Source organism: Psychrobacter sp. LV10R520-6 (assembly GCF_900182925.1).
Lineage (GTDB): Bacteria > Pseudomonadota > Gammaproteobacteria > Pseudomonadales > Moraxellaceae > Psychrobacter.
In genome coordinates this window covers 1651424-1664258 of sequence record NZ_LT900024.1, presented here as the reverse complement: position 1 = coordinate 1664258, position 12835 = coordinate 1651424, and the positions used below count along the sequence as shown (strand labels likewise).

13 protein-coding genes are annotated in these 12835 nt (G+C 43.5%); 3 read left to right on the top strand and 10 right to left on the bottom strand.

The genetic code is table 11. From position 1 onward, the window contains the following. The first annotated feature begins 197 nt into the window (after positions 1–197). Positions 198–584: a DUF805 domain-containing protein gene (locus U1P77_RS06910; protein WP_321154318.1), complete on the top strand. Its 387-nt coding sequence runs from the start codon at positions 198–200 to the stop codon at positions 582–584. 104 nt (positions 585–688) lie between these two features. On the opposite strand, the gene U1P77_RS06905 is transcribed toward U1P77_RS06910, so the two are convergent. Next, positions 689–1486 (bottom strand): enoyl-CoA hydratase/isomerase family protein, encoded by a 798-nt coding sequence (locus U1P77_RS06905; RefSeq protein WP_321154317.1) that lies wholly within the window; start codon positions 1484–1486, stop codon positions 689–691. Between the two features lie 305 nt (positions 1487–1791). Between U1P77_RS06905 and U1P77_RS06900 the strand changes: the two genes are divergently transcribed. Next, complete coding sequence (locus U1P77_RS06900) at positions 1792–2604, top strand: alpha/beta fold hydrolase (protein ID WP_321154316.1); 813 nt, start codon at positions 1792–1794, stop codon at positions 2602–2604. Between the two features lie 87 nt (positions 2605–2691). On the opposite strand, the gene U1P77_RS06895 is transcribed toward U1P77_RS06900, so the two are convergent. The 7 genes from U1P77_RS06895 to U1P77_RS06865 all read right to left on the bottom strand — a co-directional run bounded on the left by U1P77_RS06895 (position 2692) and on the right by U1P77_RS06865 (position 9352). Beyond that, a complete protein-coding gene (locus U1P77_RS06895) occupies positions 2692–3747 on the bottom strand; it encodes an HpcH/HpaI aldolase/citrate lyase family protein (RefSeq protein WP_321154315.1) in 1056 nt (351 codons plus the stop codon). A gap of 199 nt (positions 3748–3946) precedes the next feature. Beyond that, positions 3947–5194, bottom strand: coding sequence for a cysteine protease StiP domain-containing protein (locus tag U1P77_RS06890; protein WP_321154314.1), 1248 nt, complete (start codon positions 5192–5194; stop codon positions 3947–3949). 14 nt (positions 5195–5208) lie between these two features. Then, entirely contained in the window at positions 5209–6042 is an 834-nt protein-coding gene (locus U1P77_RS06885) for an HAD hydrolase family protein (protein WP_321154313.1), read from the bottom strand. 42 nt (positions 6043–6084) lie between these two features. Further along, positions 6085–7341 carry a phosphoribosyltransferase domain-containing protein gene (locus tag U1P77_RS06880; RefSeq protein WP_321154312.1) on the bottom strand — a complete coding sequence of 419 codons (1257 nt, stop codon included), beginning with the start codon at positions 7339–7341 and terminating at the stop codon, positions 6085–6087. 81 nt (positions 7342–7422) lie between these two features. Continuing rightward, positions 7423–7767, bottom strand: a complete 345-nt coding sequence (locus U1P77_RS06875; RefSeq protein ID WP_321154311.1) for a S1C family serine protease — start codon at positions 7765–7767, stop codon at positions 7423–7425. After that, positions 7751–7987: a hypothetical protein gene (locus U1P77_RS06870; protein WP_321154310.1), complete on the bottom strand. Its 237-nt coding sequence runs from the start codon at positions 7985–7987 to the stop codon at positions 7751–7753. Before U1P77_RS06870 ends, U1P77_RS06875 begins: the two co-directional genes overlap by 17 nt. A gap of 135 nt (positions 7988–8122) precedes the next feature. Continuing rightward, complete coding sequence (locus U1P77_RS06865; RefSeq protein WP_414479074.1) at positions 8123–9352, bottom strand: ATP-grasp domain-containing protein; 1230 nt, start codon at positions 9350–9352, stop codon at positions 8123–8125. Between the two features lie 559 nt (positions 9353–9911). On the opposite strand from U1P77_RS06865, the gene U1P77_RS06860 reads away from it, so the two are divergent. Continuing rightward, on the top strand, positions 9912–11228 hold the full coding sequence (locus tag U1P77_RS06860; RefSeq protein ID WP_321154309.1) for a TerD family protein: 1317 nt from the start codon (positions 9912–9914) through the stop codon (positions 11226–11228). A gap of 113 nt (positions 11229–11341) precedes the next feature. Here U1P77_RS06860 and U1P77_RS06855 read toward each other — a convergent pair whose 3' ends face one another. Further along, a complete protein-coding gene (locus tag U1P77_RS06855; protein WP_321154308.1) occupies positions 11342–11950 on the bottom strand; it encodes a TerD family protein in 609 nt (202 codons plus the stop codon). Between the two features lie 89 nt (positions 11951–12039). Beyond that, a complete protein-coding gene (locus U1P77_RS06850) occupies positions 12040–12792 on the bottom strand; it encodes a TIGR00266 family protein (protein WP_321154307.1) in 753 nt (250 codons plus the stop codon). Between the last annotated feature and the right edge of the window lie 43 nt (positions 12793–12835).

Genomic DNA, 12835 nt, shown 5'->3' with positions numbered 1-12835 from the left:
AATGAAAAAACCCCGTATCGTAATGATGCAGGGTTTTTTCATTGCTAAGCTTAAAATATAGTGATAAATTTTGCAAACTTTTATTGAATAATAATGTCTAACAATGTGTAAGACTTACTAAGAAATACGTTTATATGTCTTATATTCAAACTAAAGTTCTTTTGTTTTCACCTTTAGACGCCACTAATGGAAGACCTATGAAAAATAAAAATATGATTGAAAATAATTATAATATAGCTGATTGGTTCAAAAAAGGATTAAGAAATTATATAAATTTCTCTGGTCGAGCACGTCGTAAGGAATTTTGGTACTTCACACTTGCTCAATTTATTCTAATGATTATTGCGATGGTCTTAGATGCAATAATCTTCAATTCAGAAACTGGCTTGTTTTATATGTTGGTAGCGTTTGGCTTATTTCTACCTAGTATTGCAGTTGGACTACGTAGGTTGCATGATACCAGCCGTTCAGGATGGTGGCTGCTGATATCGCTTATCCCGTTAATAGGCACTATAGTATTGCTAGTATTTTTTGCTAGTGATACTAAACCTGAGGCCAATCGATGGGGACTTCCAGCAAAGTAAGCCTCAATTTGCCATTATACAATAGACGTTAAAAGCACTACGTATATTTTCTTGGAAGTAAAATATACGTAGTGCTTAATAAAAAGTAAGGTAATTTTCTATTGCTACCTACCCTGATAAACCGGCTTACGCTTTTCCATAAACGCGGTAATACCTTCTCTAAAGTCATCGGTTTTGGCCAGCATCGTTTGCTGCTCGACTTCCATATCTAGCGCTTCATTAAGACCCCTATACGCATGCACGTTAATCATATGCTTCATCGACGCCAATGCTTTTCCGGGTAGGTTACTTAGACGAGTCGCCAAGGCGTTAACGCTGGCATCCAGCTCATCCGCGCTAACCACTGCATTAACTAAGTTTAAGCGTGCCATATCTTCCGCTTTGATTTTATCGCCGAGCATGACTAACTCTGTAGTCTTCGCTGAACCAATTAACTGATTGAGCAAATAAATACCGCCAGCATCGGGTATCAAACCGATATTGACAAAGGCTTGTATAAATTTTGCGTTATCAGCAGCGATTCGAAAGTCACAAGTCAACGCCAAGTTCATACCAGCGCCTGCGACCGCACCTTCTAGTTTGGCTATAATAGGCTTATGGATATTACGCAGTTTTAGGCTAATCTCAGCAACTTTGCCTACCATAAAGTTAAGTTTATCGGCTAAAGCATCCTTTTCCATACCATTCTCAAGCATTTCACCAATATGACCACCACTTGAGAAGTTATTGCCTGCGCCTTGTAAAACAATCACACGCACTTGCTCATCATTATCCGCCTTGTTCAGGGCATCCATCATCGCATCTTTGAGAGAAGTGCTAAAAGCATTGAGGGTCTTGGGGTCATTCATAGTGATGGTGGCGATATGCTGCTCGGTTTGGTACTCGACTAAAGGTTGCGACATGGTATTTCCTTTATCTATAGTTTCTATGCAATGAGTTGTTCAACGCCCATTACTATAGCAGTTTGAGATTGTTATAAAAGTTGATTTTGTGCGCGATTATGACACGGCCAGATCACAACCAAACAAGGTCTCATTGCTTTGTCTCTATCAACCCGTCCACAATAAAACTTCCCATTCAAAAATAATACTATTAAACAAATGACTTGTACATTATGCTAAAAGGCCCTGACGAGTGTCAGGGATATGCTCGTTGATGAGTATATGTCCATTTATATCAAATAAATCTGTCAGACAAGGAAGTGGTTATGCCAAATATAAAGATTAATAACGCCGATATCTACTATCAAGATAGCGCACCTGATGATCAGCAAAAGCCAGTGATGGTGTTCGCGCATGGTTTGCTGTGGAGCACGCGGATGTATGATAAGCAGATAGCCCATTTTCAAGAGGATTATCGCTGTATCGCGTTTGATTTTCGCGGGCAAGGGCAGTCGCAGATTACCAAGTCTGGCTACGATATGGAAACTTTAACTGAGGATACTCTCGAACTACTATCGACACTTGATATAAAGAAGTGTCACTTTGTAGGGCTATCAATGGGGGGCTTTGTAGCGCAGCGTATAGCAATTAAACATCCTGAGTTACTGCTGTCACTGACACTGTTAGAGACATCATCTGACCCTGAAGATCCAAAACTTGCTCCACAATATCGTAAACTGATGACGGCCATTCGCTGGTTAGGAATGAAGCGAGTCAGTAACAAGGTGATGCCCATTATGTTTGGCAGTACTTTCTTAGGGGATAAATCGCGTAAAGCCGAAAATAAAGAATGGCTACTGATGCTACAAGGCAATCGTAAAGGCGGTGTGACTAAAGCGACAATGGGTGTGATTGAGCGTAAAGGGACTTATGAGCAGCTTGGTGATATCAGCACACCGACGCTGATTATAGTGGGTGATCAAGATGCAGCCACGCCTTATCCAAAATCTGAGCGAATGCACTTTGCCATTAAAGGCTCTAAGCTTGTAGTGATTAAAGGTGCCGGTCATACTTCGACTGTAGAGGAACCTGAGCAAGTTAATACAGCCATTAGTAAGTTTCTAGAGTGCTGTGTTTAGCGCTCATGTTTAACTGAAAAAAGCCGTTATCGGGTTAATGATAGCAGCTTTTTTATTTCGAATATTGATTGTGACACTGTTTATACTTTAAAGCAGCGGCTTATAGTCGCTATTGCCATCATTGATAGTGCCAAATACTTCTGATCGATTGACCACTTCATGTGCCCAAGCGCGATGAGTGGCTGGTTCTAGCATGGTATTATTATACTTAAATACCGCTTTGGCCTCGCTATGTAATATGGCTTGTGCTTCATCAAGCATGCTCAATGGCACGCAGTAAGCCTGTTGCACCAAAGCAATTTGACTGGGGTGAATGACCGTTTTGCCTACCAATCCTAAGCTCACATCACGGGTCAGCTCTTTCATAAATAGCATCGGCTGATCTAAATACTCAAATACGGGCGCGGTCAAATAAAACCCATGCGGCACAAAGCAGCCCAGCAGCTGATAAACGAGCGTGCCAATCGGTGTATCATAAATAATACTGTCTTTTGGACGACGTAGACGCAATGCGGCAAATAAGTCATTGCCACCGATACGTAGCGCAAATATAGGCTGGCTAAAGGCTTCTTTAAAAGCGATTGCCAGCTCTTGATTGTGATGCGGATTAAATAGGGCAGCAGTCTCTAACGTTGGCATCAACAGCTGATCGGTACTTAAGTTCTGACAGGCCATGCGCCAGTTAGATAAACTATACATATCGACCTTGGGCATCACGAAGCCATCAAGCAAATCAATATGTTCAAAGTCTGCCAATTCTTGCAGCATCATCGGATTGCGCGGACGCACAAATACTAAGGGGCGCGTCGGTTGCTGGGTCTGAATGTCTGCTTGGTTTGAGGGCTCATTGATGCTATTGACATGTGACGCCCACATATTGAGCAGTGCCTGCAATCGTGTCAGCGCTAAATCCACATCACTATGACTAACGGCATCTTCTAAACAAATAATAATACTATCAATAGTCGGTAACTTGTCTCGCTTAATGACCTGCCAAATATCTTGCCGTGTCGCTGGCATATATAGGCTTGCCCCCAGCTGATAAGGATGATGGGTGCATGGCTTGATCATCGCGTGGCGCTCAGTGATGAGATGTGCGTAAGACTGGGTATGATTGTAAAGGCTGGACGATTTATCTGGCATAGTCGACGTCATAAATAGTGGTGAATGAGAATACAGAGGAATAAAAATAGGAATAACAGTGTAACAAAGGCGCTGTTTTGTTCAAAAAATTCTTGGCTCTATTATTCGCAAGCGTTCATAGGCGCTTGTTTATTTTTATTAGACCGTATATACGTTAAACCCTATATACAGGATCAAAGACTTTTTCGTATTGTTGAGGCTACGTATTGGCAGTCCGCTGCTTAATAAGCGTAACGGCTTGATAAGGTAATATTTTAGCACCTAATATTGTGATATTGATATGATACTCAGTACATAAATGGCGTAACAATGCAGTATCGGGATGATCAGAAGATGCTAGCAAGACGCGCTCAGGTTCTCGTCGTAATATCGCTCGTGTTGCCTCGGCGATGGTCGGCTTGATACGGTTGCGATTGGTAATTTGATAGCGCGCGGCCAGCGTATCAATGATGTTCTTAGTATCATAACGCGGCTGAGTAAAGGTCGGTAACTGCGACGGCGGCGTGGTCAGTTGCTGCCTAGCTGTATCGATATGATCGATAAACGCAAGGCTATGATCAACCTCTATTAAGTTATCATAAAACACACTGCGATGTAGACCCTCTTGCGGTGCGGTATATAAACTGCGCGAAATCAACCCTGATACCGTACTGTTTAATAAGCCTGACGGAATGAGCCAATCATCGCTACTAGCGGCAAGCCAAGCAACCCCAGCAGGATCAGCGAGTGTGAGCAACGGAATCGTATCGGCTCCTTGATGAAAAATATTAGTAAAATTTGGATGAGTAGGTTTACTAAATGTTTCAAGGCTGTGCGCTAACTCTTGATAAATCGCCCCTTTACCTGTCCAACCATCGACAAATACGATTGGACTATTGGGATAAGCCTCTAGTAAAATTTCTAATGCCAGTGGATCTAAACCACGGTCACGAATGATACTGATACCATAATGAACGCTGGGTAATGAATATAGGCTATTAGTATCTGCTAACGCACGCTGTAATAATACGCCAACGGGCAATCCTGCCCGCACTAAGCTAATCAACACTAGCGGGCCTTCACTGTTAACAGTATTATGAAAACTCTGATGTAACGCATACGCAAGGTTAGCGATATCAGTGGCAGTTCGTTGGGTGCCTTGTGCTAACGCTTGAATGTATAGCTGCTCGTGCATCGCACTTGGTGCGTGCTCTAAGGTCAGCATATCTGAATAATGGCGCTGGCCGCTCTGAATTAGCGCTTCCTTTTGCGTGACGGGCACATCAGCGACCGCCTCTTTATCGACGATGTCTAATAGTACCGTGACATCGCTGGCAAGATAACTGCCCGAGCCATAGCTTGCTAAATGGCGGTCTTTTAACTTAGTGCTTTCTAAATTATCGTTACGCAATTTTTCTGCTTTTGCATTAGATTTATTTGTTGTCATATTAGAATTATTCGCGCTCATTATGATTGCCATGTCTATAGTTGAGAGTGAAGTTGCGCTTGTAGCTCTGAGTGCAATTGACCGTGATTGGGCATGCCATACCAATCTAGCAATTGTAGAAATGGTAAATCTGCCATACTATCGCCAAAGCCAAAACTAGGACGCTGGTTATCTAAATAGTTTTCTAATAAAAACTGTACCGCGTGCTGTTTATGAATAACATGTGGCAGTATCGCTAGATTATTAGCATTCACGTGCACATAAAAGTGCTGATTAAAATCTGGCATTAACGTTGGTAACTGCTGGGCTAAATCTGCCAAGACTTGATGGTCTTTTTGTGCATGTTTGATGGCAAGATAAATGGTTAATTCAGTATCGTTAAAGCTATCAGTATGCGGTGTGAATACCAAATCATTGTGACAACGGTCGCTTTGTGCACTATAGTTATTAATGTGCGCGACGAGCTGGGTAAGCGGGTCTTGTAGCGGAACCAGCTTATCATACATGTTTTGCTGCCAAACACTAAGCAGTTGACCATCGGGCATTAAGATTATCGCACCATGGGTTAGAACCTGCCAGCTGCTAAAGGACAATTTTACGCGCTTAATTTCGCTACGATCACGTGCTGTTACTGCAATCAGCTCGGTGCTGGCCAGTAACCAATTAAAGAATGCCGATTGACGCTTACTCATCATGCTCAATGGCTCGTTATTCTTGTTCACCGTAGCACAAACCAGTTTATCTTGTTCAGTCGTAGGCAAGTCCCATGCCTCAATCTTGCGTTGGGTCTGGAATAAAGTGTCGTCTAAATCCATTAGGGTATAGGGTTTGATGATATCAGGGCTGGGCTGGAAGAATGGGGTGGTCATAGAGCAATCCGTAGGCGATGTATTTTAATGGTATAAAGCAATTTAAAGCGTAGGACTCACGATCAATACATTATCTAAACCTCTCCAAATCTCATCAACACTATCAGCGGATGTTTCCACGCACAGTACAATCAAATCCCAGTCATCAGGATTGACGTTATAAACAAAGTTAGTCATACCAAGCCCGTAATTATCGGTAAAGCTCAGCATCGTAGTAATCGCAGCACCTGTGGCTATTGGTGAACGCGTTAATGCGCTAAATTTGACGATAGATGTCCCTTCAGCATTCTGGCCTTGCGCTTGCCTTTCTAACCATTCAGCCAATAAGAACGGCAACCAAACAAACTCATTACTGCCTAACACTAAGATTCTTTTTGGCAAATTGGTACTAGCGAATGCCGCTTGCTCTTGAAAACGTGTAAATCTCTGTTGGAACTGCGCCAAATAATCAGCAAAGCCATCTGTGCTATCGAGGGTTGGGAAGCGTCCCCAATTGCCAGTATGACCTAGTGGCTGGCTGCCCGCAGCGGTACTGTCGACCGATGGCATGGTAATGGGTTCAGGGTTGGGCGCATCCGTCCATTGCCATGCACCAGCTAACAAATGATGACGAGAAAAGTCGATATCTGGCAGGCGTTCAGCCAGGGTGTCGTCCATACCAGCTTGACCCAATGACCAATCTACTAATGTCGTCAAATGGACCTGTTCTAATTGTGTGAGTCCTGCATTACGTAAGGCACTGACCACATTCATGCACGTATTGCCTGTTGAAGCTTCATCATCGACCATGATCAAGGTTTTACTCGCACGCAACTGTGCTTGGGTAACGTGATCGCTACTCTGATAGATCAAATGCTGGCTGGCGTGACTGTGGTCTTCGCTAAAGGTCGTCAGCAAGGTGTCCATGCTACTGTCATCGTGCTGCGCGTGACGAGTAGAGTTAAGCAGTAACGCCTTGGGATAGCGCGTTTGTAGCGCCTGATGCACACCTGCCGATAGCCCAACCGCCGTCTCTGCCATACCGATGACCAAAATAGGCTCAGGTAAACTGTCAGGTACTAGAGTGGCTAGATCGGTAAAGCTACGACGCATAATACGGGGTGCAATCGGAATATGACGACCCAAAACCTTTGAGACAAACAAAAAAGCCCGTTTCGGATTGATGCGCTGAGCAAAACCCAGTAAGTCATCGAGTTGGTAAGTGCCATGATTATTACCTGCGGCATTATTGGTTTGGTAGGTCAGCTCAAGTGTGCCACGGGGTAAGGTGATGGTTGTGTTGTGTTGCTTATCAAGCATTCATATTCCTTAACGTATTTCTATTAAAGTAACTGTTTTATTGGAGTAATTATTTTTATACGATTTTAAATTTTATTATTGCTAACCTTGACAGCCCACCAGCCATAGTGCCCCGCGGCTTTGCTTACTTAATTGCGGGGTAGATAAGGGCTTGGACGAAATCGACGGCAGAGTACTTTGGTTATGTTGAGCAGCGGTTGAGTTGCTTAATTCAGCAAGACTGATTCCGGCGCTGGTTAGTAGGGCAGATAATAGCTGAGATTTCACTGCATAGTTCATGTTTTGTGCATGCTCATGATTGAGGCTGGAGGTTACCATGCCGATGACTTCGCCAGTTGGTGGTAGTAGGGGACTGCCGCTAGAGCCGGGTTGAATGGGTGCAGTGAACTGCATATAGCGAATAGCGTCTTTAAATCCAGCTGCCATGCGCTCGGCGTGTTGGTATTATCGAGACGCGCCCAGTCTTTGGTTCGTGGAGATAGGCGGGACTACACGCGACTTTGCGATTGTCATCTAAAGGCAACCAGATGAGCCCAAGGTGTTGGCCAAATTTGAGCTGATCTGCAGCAGAAAACGCAACCGTGCACTGCGCTTGAGCGATAACGGTGTTGGCTCCCAAAACTAACGTAGTCTCTGCTGTCATCATCCCGTCCGCCCTTTCATCAATCTCATACCGTATGGTGATAGAAGTTCTTAAATACCTATTATATTTAGCATCATCGCTGATATAAGATTATTTTTACTTATTCTAAAGGTTTTATAAAGAGTTTGGGTCGGTATTTTACTCAACAAATTCTTCCTCAATTTTTACACTCATCATAATAGAGCGCACCTGACACGGGATAATCTGCTGAGTGATGTCTGCTAAGTTTGGTTTGTCTGTCAGGCCAAGCCAGTAGGCAAATCCTATTTGGGTTAAGTCCACGCCGCTGTGAGCGGTGTAGCCGATGCCACCTGAGGGGCGACTGTTAATCTCAAGGACGCGATGCTGACCGTCGTCATCCGCCTTGGTTTGCACGCTAACGATGCCATCACAACCAAACGTCTTAATCAAAGGGATAACCACGTCCATAACTAACTCATCGTAGCCGATATGTTGAACCTTGCCAGTTTTGTAGCGAGTGATAGCCGCCAACACTTCGCCGTATTCACAGACCACATCGATGGAGTATTCTTGGCCTGATAGGAAAGGCATCAGCAGCATTGGAATCGGACGCGCTTGTATCATATTGCTATTGGCATAGGCATTGATAAATTGCTCGATATTTATCTTTTTATCCTCGGTGAAATATAGATGCTCAAAGCTATCGTACTGCTCACCTGCTGCTTTACCTGAATCAAGTCGCCAAAACCCTTGCGCAAAAATACCAGTGACTGGTTTTACACATAGCGGCTGATGACCGTGTTCGGTAAGTAAAGCCTCAAGCTCCGCGGTATTATCAAAGCGCCAGCTTTCTGCTACCGGAATATCGTACGCGTAACATTGTTGCATAAAGGCAAATTTATCATCAATCGTTGCCAGTGCTGATACGCTGGTAGCACCTGTTAATAAGCGTATACCAGCGGCGCTAAACGCCTCGCGTTGCGCTTCATAGTCAGCACCATTACGTCCCGTAAGTAATACTTTGACGTTATTCTGCTTGGCATGGTCTAACACAAACTGCCAACGTGGTACCGTTATTTCAGTTGCTGTTTGATCGTCGTTAGAGTCTATATTTTCAGAATCTGCATTGTCAAGATCTATGCTATCAGGGTCTGTGTCGCTAGAATTTATATTATCAGTCGGCTCACAGTAGACTTCATCAGCAAATTCAAAAATTTCTGGGCGGTTCTGCCGATGCGAGGCAATGACGGACAGCGGAGTGGCAGTTTTGGTTTTTAATGTTTGTAAGCTTGCTAGCATATCGCGCTGGCTTGACTGACCCTCAGCCAACCAAGCAGCTGGCGGCGCGGTATGATTGCTACTATTAACTATAGTATTACTACTGTTATTGTTAATACGGTTGTCCATAATATTCTCAGCGCTATCGTTGGCTTTATTCAGAGTTGAGTAATTCAAGATTGTGATTATGCTGTTGTAGTAATTGTAGAATCATTAACATTGTTGGCAATATACGCTATTGGCAAGCCACATTTCTGATAAGAGACATTTTGATAAAGCAGTATTGGTAAGTTGCGACCACGCCGCAATACTATTTATTTTATACCATCTGATTTACGCCACAGCCATTATATACAAATGTCACTATATATAAATGCCTGCGTTATCAATACTCGTGACAAAACAACGCTTAGTGATATTTGTGACTGGTGATCTGTCGTATTATTTATGTCGTCTTGTTCTATCGATTGTAAGGTCTTGCTGCTATTTATGACTGTTTTCAAAGAGGGGTGCTAATTAAGCGCCCAGCCCCATTTATGCTACTATATAGCGATAGCTAAAATAGTGATAATCTGTCAGAAGTCACTTAAACTGTGCACTTAAACGTATGCCAGCTTGATACTGTTTTACGCGGCCTTTTTACACGGTAGTTTACACAACAAATTATAATTAATCTTAAGGACATATTATGAGTCAAACTTTGATTGCCGGTGCCAATGCGCCGCTACCCAATGATAATATTAGCATTCGTATTTTGAGTCAAAATTCTATTGACTGCGCTGCTTATCAGGTAACCACGGCGGGCAAAGTACGTGGTGATGGCGATATGATTTTTTATGGTCAGACACGTAGTGATGATGGTAGCGTCAGCTTTCGCGGTCATGATAGCGATGGATTTTTTGATATCAATTTGCCTACGCAGCCGGCAAATATTGATAAGATTGCCTTAGCCTTTTCTAGTGGACAGACGCTAGCACAAATTGGTGATGTCGATATCCAAGTATTACAAGGAAGCCAAGTGTTGCTCACTTGTCAGCTGAACGCGACTGGTCGTTCTGAAAAAGCGATTATCCTAGCAGAATGTTATCGTCGGCAGGGCAGTTGGAAGTTCCGTTTCATTGCCCAAGGCTTTAACGGCGGGTTGAAGCCTTTATCCGAGCACTTCGGCGTTGAGATTGCCGATGAGGTTCCGGCTCAAGCCCAGTCACCAGCTAACCCTTCCTCAACCAACAATGCTTCAACCAACAACCCGTCATCTTCTATCAATACGCAGAAGCCGATCAATACTCAAAGAGCAGGGAGTTCAGGTCAATCGAATCAAACCAGCACTCCACCACCGATTCCTGCCAATAATGCGCCTGCAAAACCGTCTATCAATCTGAGTAAAATCACTTTAACCAAGAACCAATCCAGCATCAACCTAAGCAAGCGTGATGATTTCGGTAAAATATCTATTAATCTTAACTGGAACCAGCGTCCAAATACTGACAAGCAAGCACCCAAAAAAGGTCTATTAGGGGATTTGTTTAAGCAACATAAGGCTGGCGGAATTGACCTCGATGTTGGGGCGATGATTCATCTCAAAAACGGTGAAAAAACCCTTATTCAAGCATTAGGCAATCGCTTCGGTAGTCTGCAGTCTGAGCCTTACGTTTGCTTACGTGCTGACGATAGAACCGGACAAACCACTGGCGGTGAGTGGCTTGATATCAATGGTCAGCAGTGGTCACAGATTGAGGAAGTGTTTATTTTTGCTTTCATCTATGAGGGCGCACCCAATTGGGGGCAAACGGACGGGGTAGTAACTATTCATGCGCCTGACCAGCCACCGATTGAGACTCGATTGACAGAAGGCGCGGGCAATCTGCCAATGTGCGCGATTGCGCGTTTGGTCAATCAACAAGGCAGTATTAACGTTGAGCGTATCAATCAGTACTTTAAAGGTCATCAAGAAATGGATAAAGCCTTTGATTGGGGCTTTAGCTGGAAACGTGGCCGTAAATAAAAATCTTAAGGTTAACCATAAAATTAAAAAAATCAGCCCCTCCATTATAAAATAATAGAGGGGCTGATTGGTTTTTAACTGAGTAATTCTAAATTACCCAAAATCTTAACTAACTAAGCATGCGGTGTGATAGCAGGCATCAAATCATGAAAGGTGCGACCAGAAGCTGTTTCGCCGATAGCGTGCATTTTCCACTCATCATTATGGCGATAAACTTTTGCCATAATCATTGCCGTATGAGTGCCTTGTGATGATAAGTTATAACGTGCCACTTCAGTGTTATTATCGGCATTCACGATGCGGCAAAACGCATTTTCTACGGTTTCAAAGGTCTGACCAGTGAAGCTATTGACCGTAAATACCAGTGATACTACACTAGCAGGTACTTTCGAGAGATCAACATTAATCACTTCATCGTCGCCTTCACCGTCACCGGTACGGTTATCACCAGTATGGACAATACTGCCATCTTTTGACTTCAGCTGACTGAACCAAATGGCATCGACTGGCTGTTTATTGCTATCGAACATAATGCATGATGCATCCAAGTCAATAGAATCGCCGCCACTACCGCCACCGAATAACTTACCTAAGAAGCCGCCTTTTTTATCTTGTGGTGCTTGTGCAACATCCCAACCTAAACCTAACTTAACTTGAGTGAGCGTACCACCCGCTTCTTTACTTAAGGATATTTTTTGTCCCTTTTGTAGACTGATTGCCATACGATAATCCTTTTATTATTTATTAATAAAGCGATGAATAAAAATTGATGTTTATAGAATTGACTATTGTTACCATCTAAAAATATGGTCTATAAAATATTTCCTAAAAAGCCATTGCTACCGCCGCGGCCCCCTGAGTTTGAGCCTAGGATACTTTGTAGCCAGCCTTGATAGCTTTCACGATTGCGCGAACAGATAATAACTTTACCAGTGCCAGAGAAGTTTAAGACCATGCCTTCGCCACTAGTAACGGAATTGATAATATTACCCATGAAGCCTTTTTTCTTACTGGTTGCGACCGATAGGTTATATTCGAGACGCGAGTCCCAGCAAACCACATGACCATTATCAATGATAACGTCTTTACCGGGAGTCACCTCAATCTCGAACAGTGAGCCAAAGCCTGATACCACCACTTGGCCATTACCTTGGGTTTGCATCACCATAAAGCCTCCAGTATCACCAAATACGGCACCGCCTAAATTACGCTGAATACTGGCTTTGATATCGACCCCAGTTTGCGCCGCGACAAATGCACCATCACTTAAGGTATATTGCCGCGTGCCGACATCGATGATTTGCATATCGCCATCGAGTGTTGGCGCAAGTAGACAATCGCCTTCGCCATTGACCGCTTCGATCTGTTGCTGAAACAGGGATTCATCATTGGCAAAACGCCGCATCAATGATTGTACCAACCCACCTTGTAGCTTACCTTTGAGCTCAAGGTTAGACTCTAGCATTACCATCGCATTGGCTTCGCAATATATTGAATCGCCCTTTTTAAGGTTGCAATGCAAAAAAGGTTCAATCGTGCCTATCAAGCTAAAGGTGGCGGCCATGAGTATAAGTCCTTATTTTTATTCTTTAATATCTATTTTTCGC